This is a genomic window from Phenylobacterium sp., from assembly GCF_016793225.1.
GTDB lineage: Bacteria > Pseudomonadota > Alphaproteobacteria > Caulobacterales > Caulobacteraceae > Phenylobacterium.
The window spans coordinates 1-25,954 of sequence record NZ_JAEUMN010000026.1 but is presented as its reverse complement, the minus strand read 5'-3'; the positions used below and the strand labels follow the sequence as shown (position 1 = coordinate 25,954).

At 70.4% G+C, this 25,954-nt stretch carries 27 protein-coding genes and 3 tRNA genes; 10 read left to right on the top strand and 20 right to left on the bottom strand.

Annotated elements, in window-relative coordinates; all coding sequences use genetic code 11:
• The first annotated feature begins 61 nt into the window (after positions 1-61).
• Genes JNK30_RS03145 through JNK30_RS03130 form a run of 4 tightly spaced genes read left to right on the top strand, consistent with a single transcriptional unit; the run spans position 62 to position 5,824 of the window.
• Positions 62-1,693, top strand: coding sequence for an acyl-CoA synthetase (locus JNK30_RS03145; protein WP_293480100.1), 1,632 nt, complete (start codon positions 62-64; stop codon positions 1,691-1,693).
• A 57-nt stretch (positions 1,694-1,750) separates the two neighbouring features.
• Positions 1,751-2,809, top strand: a complete 1,059-nt coding sequence (locus tag JNK30_RS03140) for an HlyD family secretion protein (protein WP_293480098.1) — start codon at positions 1,751-1,753, stop codon at positions 2,807-2,809.
• 5 nt (positions 2,810-2,814) lie between these two features.
• Entirely contained in the window at positions 2,815-4,317 is a 1,503-nt protein-coding gene (locus tag JNK30_RS03135; protein ID WP_293480096.1) for an efflux transporter outer membrane subunit, read from the top strand.
• Positions 4,295-5,824 carry an MDR family MFS transporter gene (locus JNK30_RS03130; protein ID WP_293480094.1) on the top strand — a complete coding sequence of 510 codons (1,530 nt, stop codon included), beginning with the start codon at positions 4,295-4,297 and terminating at the stop codon, positions 5,822-5,824. Before JNK30_RS03135 ends, JNK30_RS03130 begins: the two co-directional genes overlap by 23 nt.
• Here the strand turns inward: JNK30_RS03130 and JNK30_RS03125 are convergent.
• From JNK30_RS03125 to JNK30_RS03115, 3 genes are read right to left on the bottom strand one after another with little or no spacing between them, the layout of a single operon-like run.
• Positions 5,821-7,149 (bottom strand): M20/M25/M40 family metallo-hydrolase, encoded by a 1,329-nt coding sequence (locus tag JNK30_RS03125; RefSeq protein WP_293480092.1) that lies wholly within the window; start codon positions 7,147-7,149, stop codon positions 5,821-5,823. The two genes, JNK30_RS03130 and JNK30_RS03125, sit on opposite strands and share 4 nt — an antisense overlap.
• A 9-nt stretch (positions 7,150-7,158) precedes the next feature.
• Positions 7,159-7,545, bottom strand: coding sequence for a helix-turn-helix transcriptional regulator (locus tag JNK30_RS03120; protein ID WP_293480090.1), 387 nt, complete (start codon positions 7,543-7,545; stop codon positions 7,159-7,161).
• A 29-nt stretch (positions 7,546-7,574) separates the two neighbouring features.
• A complete protein-coding gene (locus tag JNK30_RS03115; protein ID WP_293480088.1) occupies positions 7,575-7,799 on the bottom strand; it encodes a hypothetical protein in 225 nt (74 codons plus the stop codon).
• A 171-nt stretch (positions 7,800-7,970) separates the two neighbouring features.
• Between JNK30_RS03115 and JNK30_RS03110 the strand changes: the two genes are divergently transcribed.
• The 3 genes from JNK30_RS03110 (at position 7,971) to JNK30_RS03100 (ending at position 9,864) form a co-directional block, all read left to right on the top strand.
• Positions 7,971-8,219, top strand: coding sequence for a hypothetical protein (locus JNK30_RS03110; protein WP_293480086.1), 249 nt, complete (start codon positions 7,971-7,973; stop codon positions 8,217-8,219).
• A 132-nt stretch (positions 8,220-8,351) separates the two neighbouring features.
• Complete coding sequence (locus JNK30_RS03105; protein ID WP_293480084.1) at positions 8,352-9,131, top strand: hypothetical protein; 780 nt, start codon at positions 8,352-8,354, stop codon at positions 9,129-9,131.
• On the top strand, positions 9,115-9,864 hold the full coding sequence (locus tag JNK30_RS03100; protein ID WP_293480082.1) for a metallophosphoesterase: 750 nt from the start codon (positions 9,115-9,117) through the stop codon (positions 9,862-9,864). Before JNK30_RS03105 ends, JNK30_RS03100 begins: the two co-directional genes overlap by 17 nt.
• 226 nt (positions 9,865-10,090) lie before the next feature.
• On the opposite strand, the gene JNK30_RS03095 is transcribed toward JNK30_RS03100, so the two are convergent.
• The 17 genes from JNK30_RS03095 to murA all read right to left on the bottom strand — a co-directional run bounded on the left by JNK30_RS03095 (position 10,091) and on the right by murA (position 23,622).
• Positions 10,091-10,783, bottom strand: a complete 693-nt coding sequence (locus JNK30_RS03095; protein WP_293480080.1) for a TetR/AcrR family transcriptional regulator — start codon at positions 10,781-10,783, stop codon at positions 10,091-10,093.
• A 133-nt stretch (positions 10,784-10,916) separates the two neighbouring features.
• On the bottom strand, positions 10,917-13,058 hold the full coding sequence (locus JNK30_RS03090; protein WP_293480079.1) for a matrixin family metalloprotease: 2,142 nt from the start codon (positions 13,056-13,058) through the stop codon (positions 10,917-10,919).
• Positions 13,059-13,188: 130 nt separating this feature from the next.
• Positions 13,189-14,172, bottom strand: coding sequence for a nitronate monooxygenase family protein (locus JNK30_RS03085; protein ID WP_293480078.1), 984 nt, complete (start codon positions 14,170-14,172; stop codon positions 13,189-13,191).
• A 145-nt stretch (positions 14,173-14,317) separates the two neighbouring features.
• Positions 14,318-14,394, bottom strand: a tRNA-His gene (locus JNK30_RS03080).
• Between the two features lie 158 nt (positions 14,395-14,552).
• Positions 14,553-15,257, bottom strand: coding sequence for an energy transducer TonB (locus tag JNK30_RS03075; RefSeq protein ID WP_293480076.1), 705 nt, complete (start codon positions 15,255-15,257; stop codon positions 14,553-14,555).
• 10 nt (positions 15,258-15,267) lie between these two features.
• Positions 15,268-15,699, bottom strand: coding sequence for a biopolymer transporter ExbD (locus JNK30_RS03070; protein ID WP_293480074.1), 432 nt, complete (start codon positions 15,697-15,699; stop codon positions 15,268-15,270).
• Positions 15,700-15,704: 5 nt separating this feature from the next.
• Positions 15,705-16,613 carry a tonB-system energizer ExbB gene (gene exbB, locus JNK30_RS03065; RefSeq protein WP_293480072.1) on the bottom strand — a complete coding sequence of 303 codons (909 nt, stop codon included), beginning with the start codon at positions 16,611-16,613 and terminating at the stop codon, positions 15,705-15,707.
• A 575-nt stretch (positions 16,614-17,188) separates the two neighbouring features.
• Positions 17,189-17,264, bottom strand: a tRNA-Phe gene (locus JNK30_RS03060).
• A gap of 83 nt (positions 17,265-17,347) precedes the next feature.
• Complete coding sequence (locus tag JNK30_RS03055; protein ID WP_293480070.1) at positions 17,348-17,518, bottom strand: DNA gyrase inhibitor YacG; 171 nt, start codon at positions 17,516-17,518, stop codon at positions 17,348-17,350.
• Complete coding sequence (locus JNK30_RS03050; RefSeq protein ID WP_293480068.1) at positions 17,515-18,555, bottom strand: ribonuclease E/G; 1,041 nt, start codon at positions 18,553-18,555, stop codon at positions 17,515-17,517. The genes JNK30_RS03055 and JNK30_RS03050 overlap by 4 nt, the downstream gene beginning before the upstream one ends.
• On the bottom strand, positions 18,552-19,136 hold the full coding sequence (locus JNK30_RS03045) for a Maf family nucleotide pyrophosphatase (RefSeq protein WP_293480066.1): 585 nt from the start codon (positions 19,134-19,136) through the stop codon (positions 18,552-18,554). The genes JNK30_RS03050 and JNK30_RS03045 overlap by 4 nt, the downstream gene beginning before the upstream one ends.
• 19 nt (positions 19,137-19,155) lie before the next feature.
• Positions 19,156-19,374, bottom strand: a complete 219-nt coding sequence (infA, locus tag JNK30_RS03040; RefSeq protein ID WP_111458197.1) for a translation initiation factor IF-1 — start codon at positions 19,372-19,374, stop codon at positions 19,156-19,158.
• A 122-nt stretch (positions 19,375-19,496) separates the two neighbouring features.
• Complete coding sequence (locus JNK30_RS03035) at positions 19,497-19,964, bottom strand: low molecular weight phosphatase family protein (RefSeq protein ID WP_293480064.1); 468 nt, start codon at positions 19,962-19,964, stop codon at positions 19,497-19,499.
• 6 nt (positions 19,965-19,970) lie between these two features.
• The gene (locus tag JNK30_RS03030; RefSeq protein WP_293480062.1) at positions 19,971-20,450 is read right to left on the bottom strand and encodes a UPF0262 family protein; all 480 of its coding nucleotides are present in this window, start codon (positions 20,448-20,450) and stop codon (positions 19,971-19,973) included.
• Positions 20,451-20,572: 122 nt separating this feature from the next.
• Complete coding sequence (gene hisD, locus JNK30_RS03025; protein WP_293480060.1) at positions 20,573-21,859, bottom strand: histidinol dehydrogenase; 1,287 nt, start codon at positions 21,857-21,859, stop codon at positions 20,573-20,575.
• A gap of 42 nt (positions 21,860-21,901) precedes the next feature.
• Positions 21,902-22,327, bottom strand: coding sequence for a DUF2948 family protein (locus tag JNK30_RS03020; protein ID WP_293480058.1), 426 nt, complete (start codon positions 22,325-22,327; stop codon positions 21,902-21,904).
• Positions 22,328-22,329: 2 nt separating this feature from the next.
• Entirely contained in the window at positions 22,330-23,622 is a 1,293-nt protein-coding gene (murA, locus tag JNK30_RS03015) for a UDP-N-acetylglucosamine 1-carboxyvinyltransferase (RefSeq protein WP_293480056.1), read from the bottom strand.
• A gap of 336 nt (positions 23,623-23,958) precedes the next feature.
• Here murA and JNK30_RS03010 point away from each other — a divergent pair.
• The 3 genes from JNK30_RS03010 to JNK30_RS03000 all read left to right on the top strand — a co-directional run bounded on the left by JNK30_RS03010 (position 23,959) and on the right by JNK30_RS03000 (position 25,880).
• Positions 23,959-24,033, top strand: a tRNA-Thr gene (locus JNK30_RS03010).
• Between the two features lie 226 nt (positions 24,034-24,259).
• Positions 24,260-25,240, top strand: a complete 981-nt coding sequence (locus JNK30_RS03005) for an MBL fold metallo-hydrolase (protein ID WP_293480054.1) — start codon at positions 24,260-24,262, stop codon at positions 25,238-25,240.
• Positions 25,241-25,274: 34 nt separating this feature from the next.
• Positions 25,275-25,880, top strand: a complete 606-nt coding sequence (locus JNK30_RS03000) for a DUF2239 family protein (RefSeq protein ID WP_293480052.1) — start codon at positions 25,275-25,277, stop codon at positions 25,878-25,880.
• The last annotated feature ends 74 nt before the right edge of the window (positions 25,881-25,954 follow it).

Here is a 25,954-nt window from a genome sequence, read left to right as displayed (position 1 = left end):
CCCCACGGCAGGAGGCCAGATTTCCACCAACGAACAAGAGCTTGTCGGGAGGCGTAGCGTCATGGGCTGGACCATTGCGGATATCTGGGAAGCGATCGCGCGGTCGCAGCCCGATCAGGCGGCCCAGATCCAGGCGGACCGGGTGCTGACCTGGTCCCAGTTCGACGCCCGCGCGGACGCGCTCGCGGCGCACTTCATCGCCAAGGGCCTCAGCCGCCAGGGCAAGGTGGCGGGCTACCTGTTCAACGGGCCGGAGTACCTCGAGACCTACTTCGCCGCGTTCAAGGGCGGGTTCGCGCCCGTCAACACCAACTACCGCTACGGGCCCGAGGAGGTGCGCTACCTCTTCGACAACGCCGACGCCGAGGCCGTGGTGTTCCACGCGGGCTTCACCGAACTGCTGGAAAAGATCCGGCCCCAGCTGCCCAAGGTGAAGGCCTGGGTGGCGGTGGCCGAGCCGGGCCACGCCGTACCCGCCTGGGCGGACGACTACGACGCGATCGTCGCGAAGGCGCCGGCGCAGCGTCCGGTGAAGGCGCCCTGGGGACGGTCGGGCGACGACCTGCTGCTGCTCTACACCGGCGGAACCACCGGGATGCCGAAGGGCGTGATGTGGCGCCAGGACGACCTGTTCCAGGTCCTGGGCGCGGGCGGCAACGCGGCGCTGGGGATCCCGCCGGCGACCTCGATCGAGGAGCTGGTGGCGCGGATCAAGGGGCCCGAACACCTGAAGCCCACGTCGATGGTCGCCGCGCCGCTGATGCACGGCACCGGCCAGTTCTCGGCCTTCATCGCCTTCAACGCCGGCGGCACGGTGTGCACCCTGCCCTCGCGCAAGTTCAACGCCATCGAGCTGTGGAACGAGGTCGAGCGGCTGAAGGCCACCAACATCGTGATCGTGGGCCTGGCGTTCTCCACGCCGATGCTCGAGGCGCTCGACGCCAATCCCGGGAAGTGGGACCTCTCGAGCGTCCGGGCCATGAGCTCGTCGGGCTCGATGTGGAGCTACGAGAACAAGCGCGGGCTGCTGGGGCACATCCCGCAGGCGATGATCGCCGACAGCTTCGGCTCGTCCGAGGCCGTCGGACTGGGCGCCTCGGCGTCGGCCGCGGGTCAGGAGGCCCAGACGGCGGCGTTCATGCTGGGCCCGAACACCGGCGTGTTCCGCGAGGACGGAACCCGCGTGGAGCCCGGCTCGGGCGAGCGCGGGCTGGTGGCGGTCACGGGTTTCCTCCCGCTCGGCTACTACAAGGACGAAGAGAAGACCGCCAAGACGTTCAAGGTGATGGAAGGCGTCCGCTGGAGCGTCCCCGGCGACTGGGCCGAGGTGAACACAGACGGGACGCTGAAGCTGCTGGGCCGCGGCTCGGTCTGCATCAACACCGGTGGCGAGAAGGTCTTCCCCGAAGAGGTCGAGGAAGCGCTGAAGCGCCATGCGGCCGTGCGCGACGCGGTGGTCGTGGGCGTACCCGACCCTCGGTTCGGCGAGCGGATCTGCGCCGTGGTCGAGCCCGAGGCCGGCGCCTCGCCGACCCTGCCCGAACTCTCGGCCCACGTGCACGCGCAGCTTGCGGGCTACAAGGCGCCGCGCGAGCTTGTGGTGGTCGAGTCCATCGGACGCGCCCCCAACGGGAAGGTTGACTACAAGGCCGTGAAGGAACGGGCGCTGGCGGCCCTCGGCGTGAGCGCCTAGTCGAGTGGAGTCGACGGCGGGCCATGGACCCGCCGCGTCGTGGGGGAAGTCGGAAGCGTGACGGACAACGAGGAAGGCGCGTCGGCGTCCGGTGGACGCCGGTCGGGGGTGCTTCGGCGGCGCTGGATCATCATGATCGCCGGCCCGGTGCTGGTGCTGGCGGTGCTGGCCTACTTCGTGCTGACCGCAGGGCGATCCGAGACCACCGACGACGCCTACGTCCAGATCGCCAAGACCCCGGTGGCGCCCTCGATCCCCGGACGCGTGGTCGAGATCTACGTCAGGGAGAACCAGTCCGTGAAGCGCGGGCAGGTGCTGTTCCGCCTCGACCAGCGCGAGCTGCAGGCCCGCCTGGACCTGGCCGACGCCCAGCTGGCCGCGGCCCGCCTCGCCGTCGGCCAGGCGCGGGCGGCGTATGCCCGGGAGACGGCAGGGATCAGCGCCGCGCGCGAGAACCTGGCGTTCGCCCAGCGCGAGGTCGTGCGGCAGCGGCAGCTCAACGCCGCCGGCGCCGCGTCGGGCCAGGCGGTGGACCAGGCGATCCACGCGGCCAACCAGGCGCGCGACCAGCTGGCGATCGCCGAGCGCCAGGCGGCGCAGGCGCTGGCGGCCCTGGGCGGAGAGGCCGACATCGGCGACCGCGCACCCAGCGTCATGCAGGCCAAGGCGCAGCTGGAGCGGGCGCGGCTGGACCTGAGCCATGCGACCGTCGTCGCGCCCTCGGACGGCGTCGTGGCGCGCGTCGACCAGCTTCCCATCGGCGCCTACCTGAACGCCTCGCAGACCGCCTTCTGGCTCCTGTCGGGCCGGCCCTGGGTCGAAGCCAACTTCAAGGAAACCCAGATCGGCAAGATGCACGTCGGGCAGCCCGTGGAGATCGACATCGACGCCTATCCCGGCGGCCCCCTTAAGGGCCACGTAGCCAGCTTCCCGCCGGGGACCGGCGCGGCTTTCTCGGTGCTGCCGGCCCAGAACGCCACCGGCAACTGGGTGAAGGTCACGCAGCGCCTGCCCGTGCGCATCGAGTTCGACAGGCCGCCGCCCGAGCGCGCGGCGCGCGCCGGGCTGTCCGCCGTGGTCAAGGTGGACCTGACCGCGCCCGGGCGCGGGCGGTAGCGGCGGTGGCGGCCCGCCTCGCTTCCCTGGCGCCGCTGGCCGCGCTCGCGATCGCGCTCGCCGGCTGCACGACCGTCGGGCCCGATTTCAAGCCCCCCGCCCCGCCCACGGGCGCGGCCGACTATGCGATGGCGGGGGAAACGAGGGCGGCCATCGTGCGCCTGGACCCGGACGCCCGGACGGCCGGCCCCTGGTGGGCCGCCTTCCGTTCCGAGGCGCTGGACCGGACGGTGCGGATGGCCCTGGCCGAAAGCCCCGACGTGGCGGCGGCGCAGGCGACGCTGGAGCGCTACCAGGCCGAGGCCCTCGAGGCAGGGGCGGAACTGGGCCCGCAGCTCGAGGCCACCGCCAACGTCCAGCGGCAGAAGTTCAACTCGCGCGCGTTCGGCTTCCGCCGCTCGGCGGACGGGACGCCTTCGCCGTTCTCGGGGAGCCGGGTGTTCAACCTCTTCTCGGTGGGGGGCCGGGTCAGCTACGACCTCGACCTGTTCGGCGGCGGCCGGCGGCGGGTGGAAGAGGCGCGCGCCCGCGTGGACCAGGCCGCCCGCGAGGCCGACGCGGCCTACCTCGCCCTGTCCGGCAACGTGGCCCTGCAGGCCTTCCGCGTGGCGGAGCTCCGGGGGCAGATCCAGGCGCTGGAGACGATCGTCGAGGACGACCGCATCCTGCTCGGCCTGGCCCGCAAGGCGCTGGACATCGGCGGCATCCCGCGCACGACGCTGACCGGGATCGAAGCCCAGCTGGCCGAGGACGAGGCCGCCCTGCCCCCGCTGCGGCGCCAGTACGATGCGGCCCGGCACCAGCTGGCCCTCCTGGTGGGCCGCTCGCCCGCCGACTGGACGCCGCCGGACTTCGACCTGGGGGCGTTCGTCGTCCCGGCCCAGGTTCCCGTGAGCCTGCCGTCCGATCTCGTGCGCCGCCGCCCCGACATCCTCGCCGCCGAAGCCGAGGCCCACGCCGCAACGGCCGCCATCGGCGCGCGCATGGCCGAGCAGTACCCGAGCCTTCGACTCTCGGCCAACGGGGCGCTGTCCGGCCTCTCGCCCGACGAGGTCTTCGACACCCAGTCCACCGGCTACACCCTGCTGAGCGGGCTGACCGCGCCGCTGTTCGACGGCGGCGCCCGGAAGGCCCGCACCCGGGCCGCGGAGGCCGAGGCGAAGCTGGCCGTCGCCAACTATCGCCGGACCGTCCTGAAGGCGTTCCGCGAGGTCTCCGACGCCATGGCGGCGCTGCGGACCGACGAGGAGGAAGTCGCGACCCTCACGCGGGCCGTGGCGCACAGCCAGAGGGTCGCGGACGACACGCTGGCCGCGGCGCAGCTCGGCGCGCGCACCGCCGCCGACGTGGTCCAGTCCCGGCGGCAGCTGAGCTTCGACCGGCGGCGGCTCGCCGAGGCCCGCGGCCGGCAGCTCGCCGACCTCGTCGCGCTCTATGCCGCCTCGGCGGCCGACTGGCGCACGGCCCAGGCTTCGGGAGACGCCGATGGCGGCCGCACAGGACGTTAGGAACCGGGTCCCGATCACCGGCGCGCTGATGCTGGCGACGCTGATGAACACCCTGGATTCGACGATCGCCAACGTGGCGCTGCCCCACATGCAGGGCAGCCTCTCGGCGTCGCCCGAGCAGATCACCTGGGTCCTGACGTCCTACATCCTGGCGACGGCGGTGGCGACGCCGCTGGCCGGCTGGCTGGCCCAGAAGATCGGGCGCAAGACCATGCTGGTCTATTCGATCGTGGGCTTCACCGTGGCCTCGATGCTCTGCGGCATGGCGCAGACGGTCGACCAGATGGTGGCGTTCCGCGTGCTCCAGGGCCTAGCCGGCGCGGGCCTGATGCCCCTCTCCCAGTCGGTGATGCTCGACATCTTCCCGATGGCGATGATCCCGCGGGTGATGAGCATCTGGAGCGCGGCGGTCATCATGGGGCCCATCATCGGCCCCAGCCTGGGCGGCTGGATCACCGAGAACATGGACTGGCGGTGGGTGTTCTTCATCAACCTGCCGATCGGCATCCTGGCCTGGCTGGGCGTCCAGAACTTCATGGCCCGGGACCGTGGGGGACGCGAGCGCCCCTTCGACTTCATCGGCTTCGGCGGGCTCATCGCCTTCATCGTCGGGCTGCAGATGATGCTCGACCGCGGCCCGCAGAAGGACTGGATGGAGTCGATGGAGATCTGGTTCTACGTGGCGGTCAGCGTCGCGGGGCTCTGGGTCTTCGTCGTGCAGACCGCGACCGGCAAGCACCCCTTCTTCCACCGGGACCTGGCCAAGGACCGGAACTTCATCGGGACCACGATCTTCAGCTTCTTCACGGGCGTGCTGCTGTTCTCCACCAGCGCGCTCCTGCCGTCCTTCATGCAGAACCTGCTGGGCTACTCCGCCATGCACGCGGGCGTGGTCAGCATGCCACGCGGGATCGGTTCGCTGATCGCCTTCCTGCTCGTGCCGTGGTTCGTCGTCCGCTTCGGCGCGCGCACGTCGCTGGTGATCGGCCTCGTCCTGAACATCGTGGCGCTATGGATGATGGGCGGGTTCAACCTGCAGATGACGTCGACCCCCTTCATCGTCAGCGGGTTCATCCAGGGCTTCGGCACCGGGCTGCTCTTCTCCCCCCTCAGCACCCTCGCCTATGCGACGCTCGACCCCGTCCACCGGATCGAGGGCACGATCGTTCAGACCATGGGCCGCAGCATCGGCTCCAGCGTCGGCATCTCGGTGGTGCAGGCCATGGTCATCCGCGACGCGGCCGCCGTGCACAGCCACCTGGCCGGACGGATGGACCCGTCGAGCCCCGTCCTGCAGGGCGTGCTGCCGCCGCTCATGAGCCTGCAGTCGCTGCCGGGCCTGTCGGTTCTCAACGGCGAAGTGACGCGGCAGTCGTCGATGCTGGGGTACGTCAACATCTTCAGCTGGATGGCGCTGGCCACCTGCGTGCTGCTGCCGCTCGTGCTCATGCTGCGCAGGGCGGCGCCGATCATGCGGGAGCCGGGCTCCGCGGCGCACGCCGACTAGGGTGACCTGGGCCGGGGCTGCCTCGAGAGGCGGGCCATGAGCAGCGCGGCGCGCTTGGCCTGGACCGGCAGGCTCCTGAGGTCGGCGGTCTCGCCCGGGGCGTGGCTGCCCTCCCCCGCCATCCCCAGCCCGACCAGCCCGTCGATGAAGGCGACGAACGAGATGTCGCCCGCGCCCCGGCCGGCGGGATCGCCTTCCGGCATCGCGGGGAGCCCGAGGCTGGCGTTGACGCGATTGAGCTCGGCGAGCAGCGCCCGGTTGCCCTCGGTGGGCGCCATGGGCGGGTAGCTGTCGTCCGAGAATTCGAGCGTCGCCGTGGCCTTGTCGAGGTGCTGCGCCACGATCGCCTGCATGCGGGCGCGCACGCGGGCCTCCTGTTCCGGCGACAGGGTGCGGATGTCGCCGCGCGCGATGGCCTCGGCGGCGATGACATTGGGCTTGCCGCTGGCCTGTCCGCCCGTGTCGTCGGCGTTGAGGGCCGCGGACGTCCCCCCGACGACGAGACCGACGTTGTAGGTCAGGTTCGGCTCGGGCAGCTCGCGGCGGAAGGCGTCGAGGATGCGGGTGAGCTCGTAGATGGCTCCGCAGCCCGCTTGCCCCTTGCAGACGCCTGAGGAATGGCCGGACGGCGCGGCGGCGCGGAGGGTCCAGGACGTCGAGGAGCGGCGCGCGATCGAGCCGACGTCCCGGCCGCCGATCCGCGACAGGCCCTCGAAGTCGAGCGCCACGTCGCTGTTGCGCCCGGCTTCGATCAGATCGGCGCGGGCGACGGACAGGGGCTCGCCGGGCTTCTCCTCGTCGCCCGTGAGGACCACCGTGATGTCCGCGGCCTTCAGGGCGCCGGCGGCGTGCATCGCCCGCAGGGCTGCGACGATGATCACGTCGCCGCCCTTCATGTCGCCCACGCCCGGCCCTTCGGCCGTGTCGCCGGTGACCCTCCAGCCCTGGAACGGACTGTCCGGTTCGAAGACGGTGTCGAGGTGGCCGATGAGCAGCAGGCGCTTGCCCCTGCCGTCACCCTTGTGGGTGGCGATGAGGTGTCCGGCCCGGCCGGTCCGGGTCATGGGAACCCAGCGCACGGTGAAGCCCAGCTGCTCGAACTCGGGGCGCAGCATTTCGCCGACGCGCTGCACGCCGGGCAGGTTCATGGTCCCCGAGTTCACCTTCACCAGGGACTCGAGGAGCTTGAGGTGGCGTCCCTGCTCCGCATCGACGACGGCGATCATGCGCGCCTCGGCCGGCGTCAGCCGAGGCGCAGCCTGAGCCGACGCCGCGGCCGGCGACGCCGCGGCGAGGATGAAGAGGAACCGGAGAAGAAGAGGCATGCGCCTCTCTTAGCCCGGCTGGCTCCGCAGACTACGGACGAATTCGACCAGGGCGGAACGCGACACGCCGCGCGGCAGTCCTGCATAGGCCTTCAGCAGTTCCAGGGCGCCTGGCTCAGCCAGGAGAGCGGCGACTTCGTCGACCGCGCCACTGTTGGCCGAGGCTTCCCCGAACATCTCGGCCACCGGCACGCCAAGGGTCTTGGCGATGCGCGTGAGCATGGAAGCGCTGACGCGGTTGGCTCCGCGTTCGTACTTCTGGATCTGCTGGAAGGTCACGCCGGCGGCTTCCGCCAGCGCCTGCTGCGACAGCCCACGCACCTTGCGCAGCAGCCGGATGCGTGCGCCGACGGCGACGTCTACCGGATCTGCAGCCGCTTCAGGTTTGTTGGCCATGGGTCTTTCGGGTCTCCTTGGGGGGCTTGCTATCGGGCGCGGCTAGCGGGACCGTCTGCGGGGGGAACGGCTTCTTCCTGGCAGACCGCGTTGTCCGAAATGAAGTAGCAGCTCTCTGCGATCGCGATGCCGACAGCCCTTCTCAACGGGCCGAAAGCAGGGACGTCGCGCTCAAGCTGGATCAGTTCTTCCTCATAGGGGATCAGGAGTTCGACAAGGTTCTGGGCGAGACGTTTGCCGTGCTCCGAATCCATGGGTTCCCCTTTTTTTGGAAAGTCGAACATCGATCGGGCGAATGCAAGCAACCCCAGCGCGCGGCTGGCATAACAGCGCTCATCCGTCGCAGGTTGCGCGGAACCCCTCGCGGCAGAGGGGGTTAGTCGCCTCCGATGGGCCGGCCCCGACGCCATGAAGGATCCGCCAGGATGGGCACGATCGTCGACTTCGACGAGGTGCTGCTCGACGCGTGCCCGCCGCACGCGCGCGCCGACCTGATGGCGGAGGCGCAGATGCTGGCCAGCGTCTTCGCGCCCGGACGGCCGCCCTCGGCGCTGGAACAGCTCGCAAGCCAGCTTTCCGGCGGCCACCGCGACGGCGAGATGAGCCGCTCGCACGCCTATCGCCTCGCCGCCGCCCTCAGGCGGATCGCCCGCGCGTCCGACACCGACCACTGATCGCTGTATCGGCCGTGTGGCGGGGGCCGGCCGAGGGAGCGACAGGCTCTGCGACTCCGGCCGCCCCGGACGGACAGGGCTGGAATCGTCCTGACGCGGAACCGGCGCAGGGCGCTGCCGTTCCTCAGCCCGATGTCCCAAGCCTATGACGCCTCCGCCTTCGAGCCCCCGCCGGACGCCGAGGCGTTCTATGCCGAGAGCCTCCGCCTCCTGACGGAGTCGGGCATCGGCTTCCTGCTGTCCGGGACCTACGCGGTCTGCGCCTACACGGGGATCGTCCGGCCGACCAAGGACCTGGACGTCTTCTGCAAGGCCGGCGACTTCCCGAAGATCCTCGCCTACTTCCAGGCCCGCGGCTACCGCACCGAGGTCGAGGATGAGCGCTGGATCGCCAAGGTCTGGCAGGACAACCGATTCTTCGACGTCATCTTCGCCATGTCGAACGGCGCCGCGCCGGTGACGGACGCCTGGTTCGAGGACAACGACACCATCGAGGTCTACGGCGCCACGGCGAGGATCACGTCGCCGACCGAACTCGTGGTCTCCAAGATGTTCATCCAGGATCGCTATCGCTACGACGGCGCCGACGTCGCGCATGTCATCCTGCGCCAGCACGACCGCATCGACTGGAAGCGGCTGCTTGCGTACATGGAGCCGTACTGGGAGGTGCTGCTGATCCACCTCCTGAACTTCCGCTTCATCTATCCCACCGAGCGGAACGTCATCCCTGCCTGGGTGATGACGGAACTGACCGAGCGCCTGTCGGCGCAGATCGAACTGCCGCCGGCCCGGATCAAGGTGTGCCGCGGACGGATGTTCAGCCCCCGGGACTACCTCGTCGACATCACGGACTTCGGCTTCGCCGACGTGGTGGGCAAGGGCTTGGAGGAACGGCATGAACCCATCGCCTGAGCCGGGCGCGGCTGCAGCGCGGCCGCTGAGGCTGGCCGCCATCGGCGACCTGCACGTGGGCGAGGACATGCGCCAGCCGTACCGGGACCTCTTCGCGCGGATCGCGCAGGAGGCCGACGTGCTCGCCCTCTGCGGCGACCTGACGAACTTCGGGAAGACGCCGGAGGCCGAGATCCTGGCCGAGGACCTGCGCGTCTGCACCATCCCCGTGGTGGGGGTGCTGGGCAACCACGACTACGAGTGCGGCCAGCCCGGCGAGGTGGCGCGCATCCTCCACGACGCCGGGATGCATGTGCTGGACGGCGAGGCCTTCGAGATCGGAGGCGTAGGCTTCGCCGGCTGCAAGGGGTTCATCGGCGGCTACGGGCGCCACATGCTCTCCGCGTTCGGCGAGCCCGAGATCAAGGCGTTCGTGCAGGCCTCGGTGGACGAGAATCTCAAGCTCGAGACCTCGCTGCGCATGCTGCGCACCGAGCGCATCGTCGTCGTCACCCACTACGCCCCGGTGCAGGCGACGGTGGAGGGCGAGCCGCCCGAGATCTTCGCCTTCCTGGGCAGCACGCGCATGGGCGAGACGATCGACCGGTTCGAGGGCGTCCGCTGCGCGCTCCACGGCCACGCCCACCGCGGGGCGTACGAGGGCCGGACCCCCGGCGGGGTGCCTGTCTACAATGTCGCGCGGCCGGTGCTGAACCGGGACCTGGGCGTCGAGTACGCGCTCATCGAGGTCTAGGCCGGCGCTGACCCCCAGGCGCAAAAAAAAGGCCGCGCCCGGGGGCGCGGCCAGTTCATAGGGAGGAAACGCCCAAAAGGGCAGGACCTTTGTGCGCCGATGTTGCACTGCACGCAAGCGGAAATTTCTTGCAAGGGTGAAATCAGCGCCGCCGCAGTCTATACAATTGATTTTATGATGCTTTGTTGCGCGACGCATAACGATGTTGCGGCGCGGCAAGCCTGGGCTACGCCCTCCGCCGCACGATTTCCGTGAGACCTGCCGCACACCACGCGTAGAGCCGCGCGCGGACGGCGGCGAGATCCGTGGACCGGCACAGGCCGTCCGAGAGCTGGTCGATGCGTCCGGTCTCGGAGAGCGTCAGCATCATCGCGCCGCTGAGAAACTGGTAGCCCCAGTAGAGATCGCGCCGCTCGGCCCCCGGACAGGCCGCCTCGAGGGTGTCGATCAGCTGGCGCACCACCGGATCGAAGAACCGGTGCATCGTCTCGCCGCCCCAGGCGGGCGTGTTGTTCACCAGCGCGACCAGCCGGAAGTAGTTCTTCCAGCCCTCGTCGTTGGTCGAGGCGAGCTCGACGAGCGGGTCGATGAAGGCCTCGATCACGCCTTCGAGCGTCATGCGGCCGGCGTGGGCGGCCGCATAGGCCGCGATCGCCTCGACGCGGATCTCGTTCAGGATCTGGGCACGCCGCGCGAAGACGCTGTCGAACAGCTCGCGCTTGGCGCCGAAGTAGTAGTGGATCAGCGCGGTGTCGACGCCCGCCTCGCCCGCCACCTGCCGGACGGTGACGCCGTAGAAGCCGTGGCGGGAGAAGAGGGACTCCGCGGCGTCAAGTATGGCCTGGCGCAGGTCCGGCCCCTGCCCCTTGGGCCTGCGGCCCCGCACCGCGCCCCCGGTCTGTCCACCCGCTCGAACCATGGCCCTCGCTATCACCGTTTTCCGCCTGTTGGCAGCTTCCGACGGCCGATCCCGGCCGAAGGCGCGCAGGCGATGGACGCGCTGACCTGTTGCCGTCGGCGTGCCCCCATGGCGGACCCGCTTCAGGCGAGCCTCAGTTCCCGAAGATCCAGTTGCCGGTCAGGCTGGACAGGGCGACGCCGACCAGGATCATCTGGCCGCCCCCCGTCATGCTGATGACGGTGTCGGAGCCCACCTGGGACAGGCTGTACTGGGTTCCGGGATCCAGCATCACGCGGTCGCCCTGGGCGAGGCTGAAGTCCATAACACGGTCGACGCCGGCGTCGCCGAAGGTGTGGAAGATGTCCGCCCCCTCGCCGCCGGTGACCGTGTCGCTGTCCTTGTCCCCCGACAGGTAGTCGTCCCCGGCGCCGCCCTGCAGCACGTCGTCCTGCTGGCCGCCGCGGATCGTGTCGGCGCCCGCCCCGCCCTCGCAGGTGTCGGCGCCCAGGTTGCCGTAGACCAGGTCCGCGCCATCGTCTCCCGAGAGGCGGTCGTTGTCCTTGCCGCCCACGACCCAGTCGTCGCCGCCCCCGCCGGAACCCGTGTCCTCGCCCACGTTCCCGTTGATGTCGTCGAAGTTCGCGCCGCCGAGCAGGCTGTCGGCCCCGTCGTCGCCGCGCAGGTAGTTCGCGCCGTCGCGGCCGTTGACCGTGTCCGCGCCGCCCCCGCCGAACAGGCGGTTCGCGCCGCCGTCGCCGATGATGTTGTCGGCGTACGCCGTGCCCACGATGTTCTCGACGTCGAGCATCTCCTCGATCGCGCCGCTGATCGAGCGCGGGGCGTTGATGGTGACGTCGATGCCTTCCAGCTCGCCCGAAAAGTCCACGGTGTCGATTCCGGAGGCGCCCCAGATGAGGTCGTTGCCGCCGCCCGGAATCAGCCAGTCGTCGCCGCTCCAGCCCTCGAGGTAGTCCGCGCCCTCGCCGCCCGACAGCGTGTCCGCGCCGGTGTCGCCAAAGAGCCCGTCGTCGGACGCGCCGCCGACGATGGAGTCCGCGCCCCCCTCGCCCATGAGAAGGTCCGGCAGCGCCCCGCCGACCAGGGTGTCCACGTTCAAGTCGCCGAACATCACCACCGACTCGATGCCGGTATAGGTCCCGCCGCCCGCCGTCAGGCTCGCGTAGGTCAGGACCGCGCTGGCGGAGGACAGCGGCACGAGCCAGAGCTGGTCGGCCCCCTCGCCGCCATCGACGGTGCTGCGACCGTCGACCACGATGATGACGTCGTTGCCGGACCCGCCGAACAGACGGTTCGCGCCCGAGCCGCCGTGCAGCGTGTCGCCCCCCTCGTCGCCGGTGATGGTGTCGGCGCCCGCCAGGCCCCACAGGTCGTCGGCGCCCTCGCCGCCCGCCAGGCTGTCGTCGCCGGGATCGCCGTCGAGCACGTCGTTGCCGGCCGCTCCGGCGAGGGTGTCGGCGTCGTCGCCGCCGGCCATGGTGTCGGCGCCGTCTCCGCCGTCCAGCACGTCGGCGCCGCCGCGCGCCATGACGTAGTCGTCTCCTGCCCCCGCGGTGATCCGGTCCGCCACGGCCACGCCGGCGAGGGTGTCGTTCGCGGGGCCGCCTGCCAGGGTGAGGATGTAGGCTGCGGAGTCCCAGCTCCAGCTGGTCGCCTGGGTCCCATCCGTGGCGGGGCCGCCGTAGAGGTGCTGGACCGCCAGGATGTCGAGCGAACCCAGGGCCGCGGCGGGGCCGCCCGCCGGATTGTACGTCATCACGGTGTGCGCGATGTCGTCGACCGACGCGTCGAGCGTCGTCTGGCCTTCGAACGGATGCTTGAGCCCGATGGCGTGGCCGATCTCGTGCACCAGGGTGTCGAAGGTCGCCTGGCCCAGGTCGATGAAGATGTCGCCGCCGAAGTGGTCCTCGAAGGCGCCTTCGGGATCGTCGAAGACGAACGGATTGAACGCGAAGGCGGCGCTGTCCTCGATGTCTTCCGGCCCCAGCCGGAAGTCGTAGACGCCGAAGCGGATGTCGCCACGCCCGGCCGGGACCTCGAGGAAGGTGAGCCCGCTGGCGTCGCCCCAGGCCTTCAGGGCCTGCCGCGCCACATCCTGCTCGGCGGCGGTCAGCGGCTGGAAGCTCCCCAGGAAGGCGCTCGGAAAGGCCAGGGCGTAGTCGGGATGGGGCGCCGCATCGAAGGAGTAGGTCACGAACGTCGGCCGTCCGCTGACCCCGATGCCGTTCCAGGAGAGGCCGGACAGCAGAGCGTCGAATGTCGTTACGCTCGGCAAGCGCCCCCCCCCATCGGCAAGGGCCGCGCGCCTTCTTGTCGCCCGTCTCCCCCCTGGGTCCGGACTACAGCTTCAACGCTTCAGCTTGGCAAGCGCGCTCGCCGGTTGAGCGAGCGCGCCTCTCCGATCCTCAGGCCGTCACCATCACGCGGCGGGCGTCGCGCTGAAGGACCTCCTCGGCCTGGCGCATGATGTTCGCCACCAGTTCCTTGCAGGTCGGGATGTCGTGGATCAGGCCCTGGCTCTGGCCCACGGTCCAGATGCCGCCGTCGGTGTCGCCCTCACCCAGCACGTTCTTGCGGCCCCGCACGCCGGCCACCAGGTGGCGCACGTCCTCGATGGTCTTCGTGGGGTCCTGCTGGATCTTGACCACCTCTTCCGAGATGGCGTTGCGCGCGACGCGGCTGGTGTTGCGCAGCGTGCGGTTGGTCAGCAGCGTGTCGCGCTCGGAATTCTCCACGATCTTGCGCTTCACGTTCTCGTGGATGTCGCACTCCTGGGTGGCCATGAAGCGCGTGCCCATGTTCACGCCGTCGGCGCCGAGCGCCAGCGCCGCCGCCAGGCTGCGGCCGTCCGCCATGCCGCCCGAGGCGATGATCGGCACGTTCACCGCATCGGCCGTCGCCGGCAGCAGCACGATCAGACCGATGTCGTCCTCGCCCGGGTGGCCGGCGCACTCGAAGCCGTCGATCGAGATCACGTCGCAGCCGTGCTTCACCGCCGACACCGAGTGCCGCACGGAGGTGCACTTGTGGATCACCTTGACGCCGGCCTCCTTGAAGGCGGGCAGATGGTCGACCGGCGCGCGGCCGGCGGTCTCGACGATCTTCACGCCGCTCTCGATGATCGCCTGCCGGTACTCGTCGTAGGGGATGGGGTTCAGCGACGGCAGCAGCGTCAGGTTCACCCCGAACGGCTTGTCGGTGAGGTCGCGGCAGCGCTGGATCTCCTTGTGGAGCTCCTCGGCCGACTGAGAATGGTGGGCGGTGATGAACCCGAGCGCGCCGGCGTTGGCGACGGCCGCCACGAGCGGCGCATATCCGACGCCCGTCATGCCGCCCATGACGAGCGGGGTCTCGATGCCGAACATCTCGGTGATGCGGGTTTTGATCATGGCCTTCTCCCCTTCGCCGCCTCTGGCGCGCGGTCGGTCAAACACACGTTAGACTCCGGGACGCAAGCTGCAAGGGTGACGCTGGGCAAGGCAAGGGGTCCCGAACGGACGGGCCGTCGTCTCTCGAGAGCGAGGGGATCTGCGATGGTACCGCCCCCCCGGATCGAACGGGGGACCTCCAGAGCCACAATCTGGCGCTCTAACCAACTGAGCTAGGGCGGCGCGTCATCGCGAGCGCGCTGTAATAGTCGGCGGGGGCGGTCCGATCAAGCGGGCTCGGAGCCGCCGCGCGCGGGATCGCGCACAGGGTCGCCGCGGGCAAAGAAAAAGCCCCGGCCGCGCATGGCGGCCGGGGCCCTTGTGTCGTCGATCCTTGCGGATCAGCCCTTCGGTAGAACGAAGCGGATCGGGATCCGCACCGTGCCGCCGCTGACGGGCTGGCCGTCCTTGGTCTGCGGCCGCATCTTGAAGAGCCTGGACATCTTCATCGCAGCGTCGCCGAAGCCCATGTCGGAGGGGTTCTCCGAGACGATGGAGCAGCCTTCCAGCGTTCCGCGGGCGGTCACCTGGCAGCTCAGCGAGGCCGAGCCTTCCACTTCCATCCGCTGCGCGCGGTCCGGATAGTACCGGGCCACGTCCTCACCGGTCGGGCGGCGAAGCCAGTCCGGGTTGGTGATCACCGAAGGACGCGGCGGTTCCGGCGGCGGCGCGGCCGGCGGACGCGGCTCTTCGATCCGACGCTCGACCGGCGGAACCGGCAGCGGCGGGATCGAGGGCAGGTCCGGCACGGCCACCGGCGGACGCGGCTGCAGCTTCGGCGGCGGCGGCGGCGGGGTGTTCGGCGGCGGCGGAGGCGGAGGCGGCGGCGGAGGCGGCGGGACGGGCTTGATGAGAGCCACGTCCGTCACCTCGTCCGAGTACTCCTTGTACTTCGGCTCGAACCGCGACTTCCAGAGATAGACCCCGAGCGCGCCATGGACCACGACGGCCCCGACGAGCGCGATGATCATCCCGGGCCGGCGCTTCGGCTTCGGATCGTCGAACGGGTTGTGCCGGGTGAGGGCTTCGTGGTGAGCGTCAGTCATGGGTCACCACCTACTTGTCTTCACCGACGAGGGCCACGCTGTAGAAATTGTTGTCCTGCAGCATGTTCATGACGCCCATGAAATCGCCGTACAGCACGTCCTTGTCCGCCCGGATGAAGATGCGTTCCTTCTCAGGATTACGCGTGTTCCCCAGGTTCTTTCGAAGGTCGTCCCCCAGCGTCGCCAGATCCGTCCGGAAGTCCTGGATGAAGATGCTGCCGTTCGGCTGGATCGAGATGTAGACCGGCTTCGGAGGATTGGTGCCCGGCGGGGCGACCGCAGGCGGGAGCTGGACCTTGACGGTCACGCTCGCCAGCGGCGCCGCCACCATGAAGATGATCAGAAGCACGAGCATCACATCCACGAAGGGCGTGACGTTGATCTCGGAGTTCTGCTGCTCCTCGTAGCGCCCGCCCCCTCCACTCGAGAGTTTGGCGGCCATCTAGATTACGCCCCCTTGTCGAGCTGCCGGGAGATCGCGTTCATCAGCTCGGCCACGAACCCTTCCGACCGCGCGCCGTAGGCGGAAATGCGGGTCTGGAAGTAGTTGTAGAAGATAACCGAGGGGATGGCGGCGAACAGGCCGAGACCGGTGGCGAGCAGCGCTTCGGCGATGCCGGGCGCCACGACGGCCAGGTTGGTCGTGTTGGTGTTCGCGATGCCGATGAACGAGTTCATGATCCCGTAGACGGTGCCGAACAGGCCGATGAACGGACCGTTGGAGCCGACCGAGGCCAGGTACTGCATGCCGCCCGAGAGGCGACGGGCCAGCGAGGCCTGGACCGCGCTCACCGCGTGTTCCGCACGGCCCATGGTGGTGTCGCGGTGCTCGCCGGCGATGGAGAGGCCGGCCTGCTTGGACAGCTCGATCTCCTGGGCGGCCGCCGCGGCCATGTCGGCCAGCGGGTTGCCGTCATACTCCTCGGAGAGCGCGATCCGGCTCATGTCCGTGATCGACTTGGCGCCCCGGAAGCTCTCGACGAAGCCGTCGGACTGACGGTTCAGCGAGCGGAACTCGAGGATCTTGGTGACGAGGATCGTCCAGCTCAGCACCGAGGCGAGAGCGAGGCCGATCATGATCACCTTAACCACGGGGTCGGCGTCCATGAACATGGTGCCGACGTTCAGCTTGCCCGCGTTCTTCATGGTCGGCGGATCGGCCGTTTCGGCGGCGGGCGCGGCAGGCGCGGCGGCCGGAGCAGCAGCGGCGGCGGCGTCGGCAGGAGCCGCGGCGGCCGCATCTGCAGCCGGGGCGGCCGGGGCGGCGGCGTCCTGAGCGAACGCCGGCGCGCTCACGCTCAGCGCCACGGCGCCGAGGAGAGCGGAGAAGGTCATCTTCAGTTTGTTGTCGAGCATCTGTCGCCAGTTCCTGGTTGGTCTAGCACGATTGGCCGGAGGGTCGTCGCGCGAGAGCGTCTCCACCCTAGTTAAAACAAAGCCCGGCGCCCAAACCACTCGCGCGGCCAGAACGCCAGAGGCGCTATCGCTGCGCCCGACCCGGAACGCGGGACCCCGACTTGCGCAGGGATTGGCGTTGGGCGGACGGCCTTGAACTCCTGCGGGAGGAACCCAAAGTCTTACCGCTTTGTAAGACAAGCGGACCGACCCTTTGGCAACCCCATATCGAAGCGTCAAGGGGCAGAAGCTTTCCCGCGGCCGTCATTTTTCTGACGCTTCGGCACGAATTGTGCGCTGCACACAGGACTTCGTTGGAAGAGCGCTCGAAAGGCGACCGCTCGTCGCGAACTGATGCTGCGACGCAGCAATCTTTTGGAACACAGATTGCTCAAATGACAGGCGTTCCGCGGCCGGCTCGGCCGCCGCCGGACCTGCCATCGCAGCCCTCGCGGCGCGGGCTCAAGCCCGTCCGGGATGGTGGGGCCGCCTCGACGAGGGCGCCCGGCGGCGCAATGATGAGGAACCGTGGGAGATGGTGCCTGGGGGCGGATTCGAACCACCGACACGCGGATTTTCAATCCGCTGCTCTACCAACTGAGCTACCCAGGCCCGGGGTCCGCCCGCGCGGGAGGCGTGTCTATAGAAGAGCCGCTTTTGGAAGTCCAGCGACGCGGAGACAGGAATTTCGAGGGCTATTCGTCGGCCGCGTCGCGGTCGGGCAGGCCCTCGTCCTCCTCGGCCGGGATGGCGTAGCTTCCCGACAGCCAGCGCTGCAGGTCGACGTCGGCGCAGCGGCGCGAGCAGAACGGCCGGTAGGCCGGATCCGGCGGCTTGCCGCAGGTCGGACACCTCGCCCCGCTCATGAGCGCGCCACGTCGAACCGCTCCCGCGGGTGCGCGGGATCGGGGCGCAGGTCGAAGCGGGCGCCGAAGCGGTCTGCGAGGGCCCGGATCAGGGGGGTCGCGGCGGCGGCCACGTCGGGCGCGCAGGCCGCGGCGAGGCGCGCGCCGGGCTGGGCGGCCGCCTCGTCCTCCAGGCGCCGCACGAGGCGTTGGGCGAGCGTGCGGTCGGTGAGCGCGCCGCGCGCGTCGGCCAGGCGCTCCGAGAGCGGCCGCGTCCGGCGGGGAATCGAGATCTCCATGGTCCCGAACCGTCCCACGGGTCCGATCGCCACCCCCGGATTGTCAGGTCCGAACGCCTGCCGGGCGGCCGCCATCAGGGCGGCGCCGTCGTGGCCGCGGCCCACCAGGTCCACGATCACCAGCCCCCCGAGGCTCTTGAGGCGCAGCAGGCGCGCGGCCTCGGACAGCGCCGCGAGGTTGCCGGCCCGGGCGGCCCGCTTGGCGTCGGCGCCCTTCCGCTCGCCGAGGTCCACATCGATGGCCGTCAGCGCCCGCGTGGGCTCGATGGCCACGGAACCGCCCCCCGGCAGCGGGAACACGGCTTCCAGGGCCTCGGCCTCGGCCTCGTCGGCGGCGGCGCGCGCGGCACGGCCCTCCACCAGGGCGGCGTCGCGGACCAGCGTGGTCAGGATGTCGCCGACGTCCGGCGGCGGCTGCAGCAGGCGCGGCGCGCCCTCCCCCGCCCCGATCAGCCGCGCGGTCGCGAGCTTGCCCGCGCGCGGCTCGCCGCGGATGTCGACCTCCACCGCCGCGCCGCGGACCGGCCGCTGATCGGGCTTGAACGGCAGGATCGCCTTCTGGCCGCCGCCCAGGTCGAGGAACGCCGTGGCGAGCGCGGGCTCCACGTTCTCGACGCGCGCGACGAGGCGTGCGCCGAGCTGCAGCCGGGGATCGTCGTCGTCCCGCCGCAGGATCAGGCGCTCGGGACGACCGTCGAGCGTCACGACGCCGCGCGTTTCGCCGACGCTCCTGTCGAGGAAGATGCGGCGGGCGCTCATGAGCGGCGGAACCCCAGGCCCTCGAGCAGGCTCGCCGTCTCGTAGAGGGGCAGTCCCACGACGCCCGAGTAGGAGCCCTGGAGGGCGATGACCATCGCGCCGGCGCGACCCTGGATGGCGTAGCCGCCGGCCTTCCCAACGCCCTCCCCGCTCGCGAGGTAGGCCTCGACGTCCGAGGCGCTCAGCCGCTTGAAGTGGACCCGGGTCTCCACCAGCCGTCGCGCCGTCCGCCCGCCCGGCGCGCACACCGCCACCCCGGTGAGCACGCGGTGCGCGCGGCCGGAGAGCAGTTGCAGGCAGGACCTCACCTGCGCGTCGTCCTCGGCCTTGGGCAACACGCGACGGCCGACGGCGACCACGGTGTCGGCGGCCAGCACATGGGCGTCCGGCCAACGGGCGGCCACCAGCGACGCCTTGGCGCACGCGAGCCGCAGCGCAAGCTGGCGCGGGGTCTCGTCGGGTTGTGGGGATTCGTCGAGCTCCGCCGCGTCCACGGCGTCTGGAACCACGCCGATCTGACGGAGAAGGTCGAGCCGCCGGGGACTCGCGGAAGCCAGGACGAGGCGCTGCTGCGCGGGCAAGTCTCGCGCCTCGGTCTCGTCAGCGGACGCGGAAGGTGATGCGGCCCTTGGTGAGGTCGTAGGGCGTCATCTCCACGAGCACCTTGTCGCCGGCCGACACCCGGATGCGATTCTTGCGCATCTTGCCCGCCGTATGGGCGATGATCTCGTGGTCGTTCTCGAGCTTCACCCGGAACGTCGCGTTCGGCAGCACTTCGCTGACCGTACCCGGAAACTCGAGCAGTTCTTCCTTCGCCATGCGGCTCCTTGGTCCTTCCTCGACTTCACATACGACGACGGCTCGCGCCGTCTGGCTGCGAGCCGCAATCTGCGACGCCGAATATAGCGCATCGGAGGGGGGCAGGTCGATACGGCGCGGCCTCAGCCGCCAAACCGCTCCCGAATGCGGGCCGCGAGCCCGTCGCGGACCTGCCGATACGCCTCCAGCCGGTGCTCGCGGGAGCCCTCCACGAGCGTCGGATCCATCGTGGGCCAGTACTCGATCTCGGCGTCGCGGCCGCGGGCGATCTCGATGGCGCGGTGCTGCGCTTCGGGAGTCAGCGAAATGACCAGGTCGAAGGAATCGTCCTCGAGGTCGTCGAAGACCTTGCAGCGATGCCGCGCCAGGTCGACGCCCAGCTCCTGCATCACCGATGCGGCCAGGGGATCGACCTCCATCTCGTCCTCGTCGGGATCGAAGCTCGCCCGCTTCAGACCGCAGCTGTCGACGAAGATGCGCGTACCGGCGATCAGCTTCAGCAGCGCCTCGGCCATCGGCGAGCGCACCTGGTTGAAGTTGCAGCAGAAGAGGACCGCATCGGGCTGGCGTTTGCCGGGTTGGTCCGACATGCCCCATCAACCTCGCCAGTGAAGGGCGCAGATGAGGGTGAAGAGCCGGCGCGCCGTGTCGAGGTCGGTCTCGATCTTGCCGCCCAGACGCGTCTGCAACAGCTCGGACGCCTCGTTGTGCAGGCCGCGGCGACCCATGTCCAAGGCCTCGATCTGCTGCGGCGTCGAGTTGCGGATGGCCTGGTAGTAGCTGTCGCAGATCATGAAGTAGTCCTTGATCAGCGTCCGGAAGGGCGACAGCGACAGGATGTGGCGGCGCTCGTACGAGGGCCCCTTGATGTCGAGCACCAGCCGGTTCTCCAGCAGGCCCATGCGCAGGTCGTAGGGCCCGCCGTCGGCGCCCTCGGGATGGAAGTAGTTCTCCTCCAGCAGATCGAAGATGGCGATCTGACGCTCCTGCTCCTGGTCGCGCGAAACCGCGGCGAGCGACTCCTCGTCGAGCTCGACCGACTGCAGGCGGTGCGTCTTCTTCAGGTCTTCGGCCATGGTCCCACGCGGAGCTTTATTGCAAACCGGGGGCTCCCGTCATCCCGCCTCCGCAGAAGCTGGGCCTTGGACATGGAAAAAGCCCCGCGGCGCCGGGGCCCGGGCTGCCGGGCGGGGCCGGCCTAGCGGCCCTGGCCCAGCCGGATCGCGGCCGAGCGCGCGTGCGCCGGCAGCCCCTCGGCCTCGGCCAGCGTGATGGTCGCCTGGGCAAGGGCGGCGAACGACTCCGGATCGCACCGCACGATCGAGGTCCGCTTCAGGAAATCGTAGAGCGAGAGCCCCGAAGAGAAGCGCGCGGCGCGGCTGGTCGGCAGCACGTGGTTCGAGCCGGCCACGTAGTCGCCCACCGCCTCAGGCGCGTAGCGGCCGAGGAAGATCGCGCCTGCGTGCCGCACCCGGTCGGCGAGCCGCTCCGGCTGGTCCAGCGCGAACTCCACATGCTCGGGGGCGATCTGGTCGACGAGACCGGGGCTCTCGTCGAGCGGCGCGATGATGACGGCGCCGTGGTCGCGCCACGAAGCCGCCGCGTCCGCGCCGGTCGCCAGCGCGGAGAGCTGCTCGGCCACCGCCGCCTCGACCCGGGCCGCGAACGCCTCGTCGTCGGTGATGAGAATGGATTGGGCGGCGGGGTCGTGCTCGGCCTGCGAAAGAAGGTCCGCCGCGATCCATTGGGGATCGTTGGCGCCGTCCGCGACGACCACGATCTCGGACGGGCCCGCCAGAGCGTCGATTCCTACCGTTCCGTAGACCCGCCGCTTGGCCGCGGTGACGAAGGCGTTGCCGGGGCCGACGATTTTGTCGACGGGGCGGATGGGTCCCGCGCCATAGGCCAGGGCCGCCACCGCCTGCGCGCCGCCGACGCGCCAGATCTCGGTGACGCCCGCTTCCTGCGCGGCCGCGAGGACGGCGGGCTGCAGCCGTCCGGGCGGCGTCACCATGGCGATCCGCTCGACGCCGGCCACGGCCGCGGGCACGGCGTTCATGAGCACGGTGGACGGATAGGCCGCGCGGCCCCCAGGCACATAGATGCCGACCGCCTCCAGGGGCCCCCATCGCCAGCCCAGTTCCACGCCGGCCGCATCCGTGAAGCGCTGGTCCGCCGGCCGCTGCCGCTCGTGGTAGGCGCGGATGCGCGCGGCGGCGAAGGCGATGGCCTCGCGCACCTCTGCGGGGCAGGCCTCGGCGCCTCTGGCGATCTCCTCGGGGGTGACCCGCAGCGTCGCCTCGGTCAGCTCGACGCGATCGAACTCCCGGGCGAACCGCAGCAGCGCCTCGACGCCCTCCTGCCGGACCGCGGCGAGCACGTCCCGCACCAGGGCGTCCACCTCTTCGGGCGTCTCGCGGCGCTCGGCGATGAAGGCGGAAAAGGCGTCCTGAAAACCGGGGTCGGAGGCGTGGAAGCGGCGCATGGCGCGCTCTCATAGCCGCGCGCGGCGGCCAAGGCCATCGCGTCAGTCGGCGTGCTTGGGCGCGCGCGGCGTCGGCCAGGGTTCCGAGACGTCGGCCAGGACTGCATCGATGCATTCGACCTCGGCGCGGAGATCCCCGCCGCCGGCGAAACTGAGGGTCAGCACGCCGCCCGGCGCCTCGCCCGCATCGAAACGGATCGCCAGCAGCTCGAGGACGGCGTCCTTGCGGTCGCGCCGGATCTTCCTGGCCTTCAGGTCCAGCACGCCGCCGACCTGGAACGCCGAGCGGACCCGCTGACGCGCCCCCGCCTCCCAGCGGTACCGGTTGAAGGCGATCGTCAGGCGCCGCGCGCGAGCCTCGAACGAGACGTCGCCCACCTTGGCCACGGCGTCCTGCAACGCGGCCGAGATCACGGCCAGGTCCTCTTCGTCCTCGGCCAGCAGTTGGAGCTGCCCCGTACCGGTCATGCCTACTCGACCTCTTCCGCGCCGTCGCCCTTGAGGCGCCGGACCTGCGCACCGCATGCGCCCAGCTTCTCCTCCAGGCGCTCGAAGCCGCGGTCCAGATGGTACACGCGGTTGACGACCGTCTCGCCCCGCGCCGCGAGGCCCGCGATCACCAGGCTGACAGACGCCCGAAGGTCGGTGGCCATCACCTGAGCGCCCTCCAGCGCCGCGACGCCGCGAACCCTCGCCTCGCCGCCCTGCACCGAGATATCGGCTCCGAGGCGGCGGAGTTCCGGCGCATGCATGAACCGGTTCTCGAAGATCGTCTCGCGGATGACGCTCTCGCCCTCGGCCAGGGTCATCAGCGCCATGAACTGCGCCTGCAGGTCGGTGGCGAAGCCGGGATAGGGATCGGTGGTGAGCTCGACCGCCTTCAGTCGGCCGCCGCCGCGCTTCACCGTCAGGCCGTCCGCGTGGGACGTCACGTCCACCCCCGCTTCGACCATCTTGTCGATGAGCGCCTGGATGAAGTCGCTGCGGGTCTTCGTCAGACGCACCTCGCCGCCGGCCATCGCGGCGGCCAGCGCGTAGGTGCCCGTTTCGATCCGGTCGGGCAGCACCGCATGGGTCGCGCCGGACAGGCGGCTCACGCCCTCGATTCGGATCGTGGGAGTCCCCGCCCCCGTGACCTTGGCGCCCATCTTGTTCAGGCAGTCGGCCAGGTCGGTGATTTCGGGCTCGCAGGCCGAGTTCGTCATGACTGTCTCGCCATCGGCCAGGACCGCGGCCAGCAGCGTGTGCTCGGTGGCGCCGACCGAGACGAAGGGGAAGTCGATCTGGCCGCCCTTCAGGCCCCGCGGCGCTTGCGCGTAAACATAGCCCTCATGCAGGTCGATCTTGGCGCCCAGGGTCTCCAGCGCCTTCAGATGAAGATCTACCGGCCGGGCGCCGATCGTGCAGCCGCCGGGCAGTGAGACCTTCGCCTGTCCGCTCCGCGCCAGCAGCGGCCCCAGGACGTTGAACGAGGCGCGCATCTGCCGGACCAGGTCGTACGGCGCAAATCCGCTCACGATCTCCGGCGTCGTCAGAAGCGTCTCCGGCCCGTCGGCCCCCTCGGACTCGGCGACCTCGACGCCCAGTCGCTGCAGCAGCCGTCCCAAGAACCGTGTGTCCGCGAGCCGGGGCATGTTCGTCAGCCGCAGGGGCTCTTCCGTGAGAAGGCTCGCGGCCATCAGCTTGATGGCAGAGTTCTTGGCGCCGCTGATGGGGATCTCCCCCTCCAGCCGAGCGCCGCCGGTGATGGCGATGCGATCCAATCGGTGTCCTAACGAAGCCCGTGCGGCCCGCGTCCCTCGCGCGGTCCATCTGCGCCGCTATCTAGCGTGCCCCGCGCGAACGCGCCAAGCCGTCAATCCGTGGAGGTTTCGTGCGGCTTCACAGGAGGCTGCGGCGCAGAGCCCGCCTTGCGGCGCCTGAGGTTGGCGCGCAACGCCTGGGCGAGTTGGGCCTCGCGGGATTCGCGCTGAGGGTTCTTGCCGTCCGTCGTCCTGGACATGGCCCGCAGGTGCGACCCCGAGGCCGTCGCCGTCAAGTCCGGCGGCGCGATTTGGGGCTTCACGCCGCGCGCGGCTCCCGCTATAGCGCGCGCCTTCGCCGCCGTAGCTCAGTGGTAGAGCGCATCCTTGGTAAGGCTGAGGTCGGCAGTTCAATCCTGCCCGGCGGCACCATCGGAAGGGTCCGGATCAGGTCCGGGCCCTTCCGTCCAGCCATGAAGCCCTTTCATTTGACCTCGAGGCCGGAGCGGTCTCGGCTTCCCGCGTGATCCGGATACGCGCTCCCTTCGCCCTCGCCTGCCTCCTTCTTGCCCTTGCCGGCCCCGGTCTGGCCCAGCCGACCGCGCCCGACGGCTATGTTCAGGAGGCCGTGTAGGTTGACCCGCGCGTCTGGGTGCTCATGCAGCCGACGTTCCAGGTGCAGCCGGCCGGCAATGTGACCGTGATCGAACAGGCCGAAGGGCTGGTCCTGGTGGACACAGGAGGCTCGCCGGGCGCCGGGCGCCGGGTTGTCGAGACGGTCAGGCGACTGAGCCCCAAGCCCGTCAAGGCCGTCGTGATCACCCACTGGCACGGCGACCATCCCCAGGGCCTGTCCGAGATCCTGAAGGCCTGGCCGGCCGCGCGCACCATCGCGACCCGCGCGACGCAGAGCCACCTGCGCACGGCGAAGACCATGAACACGCCGGCCGCGCCCGACGCGGTCGCGAACGCCACCCTGCAGAAGAGCCTGCAGGACTTCATCCCCAACGTGCGCCGCATGGGTGAAGAGGCGAAGACGGCGGAGGAACAGGCGGGCTGGGCCGCGTCGGAGCGACTCCTCCGCCAATACGCGGTCGACATGGACGGCGCGGTGACTCTGTCCGTGTCCGAGGGGTTCGACACGCGGCTTGACCTTCCCGACCCGCAGACGCCGGTCGAGGTGCTCCATCTCGGCAGGGCCAACACCGACGGCGATGCGGTGGTCTGGCTGCCGCGCCAGAGGATCCTGGTCGCCGGCGACATCGTGGTCGCTCCCGTCCCCTTCGGCTTCGGCAGCTACCCCTCCGACTGGATCGGGGCGCTGGGCAGGCTGCGGGCGATGGACTTTGCGACGCTGATCCCCGGGCACGGCCCTCCGCAGCGCGACCGCGCGTACGTGGACCGGCTCGTGGCGGCGCTTGCCGACATCCGCGCCCAGGTGAAGCCCCTCGCCGACTCCGGCCGCACGCTCGAGCAGGTGCAGGCGGCGGTCGATCCCAGCCGCCAGATGCAGGCCTTCGTCGGCGACGATCCCTGGCTCCGGCGATGGTTCCGTCAGTACTGGGTCACGCCGATCGTCGCCTCCGCGTACAAGGAGGCCCGCGGCGTCCCTATTGTGCAGAGCCTCCGCGGCGAGTAATTATATCCGGGTAATAAGACTCGGAGTCTGCGGCATGGGCGCCAGCCCCACCTTCACGGCGTTTGCCGGTTCTCGCCGTCACGCAACGGGCGACCTGTCCGACATCGCCAGGGCCGCGACTCGTCCCGACGCGCCGCCCGTCCTAGTGTTCGACGACGCGTCGGGGCGCGTCGTGGATCTCGAGCTGCGCCATGGCCCCGACGGCGCCGTGGCCGAGTATGAAGCGCGCGCGAAGCGGAGCTCGCCGCCTGGCGTCCAGAAAGGACGGGGACGTCCCCGCCTCGGCGTCGTCGCCCGCGAGGTGACGCTGCTGCCCCGGCATTGGGACTGGCTGGCGCAGCAGCCGGGCGGCGCATCGGCCGCGCTGCGCCGCCTCGTCGAGGAGGCCCGCCGCACGTCCGCGGGCCCGGACCGCCGCCGGGCCGCCCAGGAGGCGGCCTATCGGGTCATGACGACCCTGGCGGGCGATCTGCCGGCCTATGAAGACGCGGTCCGCGCGCTCTACGCGGGCGACGCCGCCGCGTTCGCCGCCCACATGGCGCCCTGGCCGCCCGACATCTCGGACTATGTGCAGCGACTCGCCGGTCAGGCGTTCGCCCCGCCCGCCGGAGCGGAGCCCGCCGCCGGCGCCGCCGGCTGACCCCGGCACTCGATGCTGAACGTGAAGCCGGCGCCCACGCCCAGGCCGCCCTGGTAGCGCCGCTCGCAGAGCGA

Excerpts from the sequence above, each read along its gene's own strand:
- JNK30_RS03145 (WP_293480100.1), top strand. The coding sequence starts at position 62 with ATGGGCTGGACCATTGCGGATATCTGGGAAGCGATCGCGCGGTCGCAG.
- JNK30_RS03130 (WP_293480094.1), top strand. The coding sequence starts at position 4,295 with ATGGCGGCCGCACAGGACGTTAGGAACCGGGTCCCGATCACCGGCGCG.
- JNK30_RS03125 (WP_293480092.1), bottom strand. The coding sequence starts at position 7,149 with ATGCCTCTTCTTCTCCGGTTCCTCTTCATCCTCGCCGCGGCGTCGCCG.
- JNK30_RS03120 (WP_293480090.1), bottom strand. The coding sequence starts at position 7,545 with ATGGCCAACAAACCTGAAGCGGCTGCAGATCCGGTAGACGTCGCCGTC.
- JNK30_RS03115 (WP_293480088.1), bottom strand. The coding sequence starts at position 7,799 with ATGGATTCGGAGCACGGCAAACGTCTCGCCCAGAACCTTGTCGAACTC.
- JNK30_RS03110 (WP_293480086.1), top strand. The coding sequence starts at position 7,971 with ATGGGCACGATCGTCGACTTCGACGAGGTGCTGCTCGACGCGTGCCCG.
- JNK30_RS03105 (WP_293480084.1), top strand. The coding sequence starts at position 8,352 with ATGTCCCAAGCCTATGACGCCTCCGCCTTCGAGCCCCCGCCGGACGCC.
- JNK30_RS03100 (WP_293480082.1), top strand. The coding sequence starts at position 9,115 with ATGAACCCATCGCCTGAGCCGGGCGCGGCTGCAGCGCGGCCGCTGAGG.
- JNK30_RS03095 (WP_293480080.1), bottom strand. The coding sequence starts at position 10,783 with ATGGTTCGAGCGGGTGGACAGACCGGGGGCGCGGTGCGGGGCCGCAGG.
- JNK30_RS03085 (WP_293480078.1), bottom strand. The coding sequence starts at position 14,172 with ATGATCAAAACCCGCATCACCGAGATGTTCGGCATCGAGACCCCGCTC.
- JNK30_RS03075 (WP_293480076.1), bottom strand. The coding sequence starts at position 15,257 with ATGACTGACGCTCACCACGAAGCCCTCACCCGGCACAACCCGTTCGAC.
- JNK30_RS03070 (WP_293480074.1), bottom strand. The coding sequence starts at position 15,699 with ATGGCCGCCAAACTCTCGAGTGGAGGGGGCGGGCGCTACGAGGAGCAG.
- exbB (WP_293480072.1), bottom strand. The coding sequence starts at position 16,613 with ATGCTCGACAACAAACTGAAGATGACCTTCTCCGCTCTCCTCGGCGCC.
- JNK30_RS03055 (WP_293480070.1), bottom strand. The coding sequence starts at position 17,518 with ATGAGCGGGGCGAGGTGTCCGACCTGCGGCAAGCCGCCGGATCCGGCC.
- JNK30_RS03050 (WP_293480068.1), bottom strand. The coding sequence starts at position 18,555 with ATGAGCGCCCGCCGCATCTTCCTCGACAGGAGCGTCGGCGAAACGCGC.
- infA (WP_111458197.1), bottom strand. The coding sequence starts at position 19,374 with ATGGCGAAGGAAGAACTGCTCGAGTTTCCGGGTACGGTCAGCGAAGTG.
- JNK30_RS03035 (WP_293480064.1), bottom strand. The coding sequence starts at position 19,964 with ATGTCGGACCAACCCGGCAAACGCCAGCCCGATGCGGTCCTCTTCTGC.
- JNK30_RS03030 (WP_293480062.1), bottom strand. The coding sequence starts at position 20,450 with ATGGCCGAAGACCTGAAGAAGACGCACCGCCTGCAGTCGGTCGAGCTC.
- hisD (WP_293480060.1), bottom strand. The coding sequence starts at position 21,859 with ATGCGCCGCTTCCACGCCTCCGACCCCGGTTTTCAGGACGCCTTTTCC.
- JNK30_RS03020 (WP_293480058.1), bottom strand. The coding sequence starts at position 22,327 with ATGACCGGTACGGGGCAGCTCCAACTGCTGGCCGAGGACGAAGAGGAC.
- JNK30_RS03005 (WP_293480054.1), top strand. The coding sequence starts at position 24,260 with ATGCAGCCGACGTTCCAGGTGCAGCCGGCCGGCAATGTGACCGTGATC.
- JNK30_RS03000 (WP_293480052.1), top strand. The coding sequence starts at position 25,275 with ATGGGCGCCAGCCCCACCTTCACGGCGTTTGCCGGTTCTCGCCGTCAC.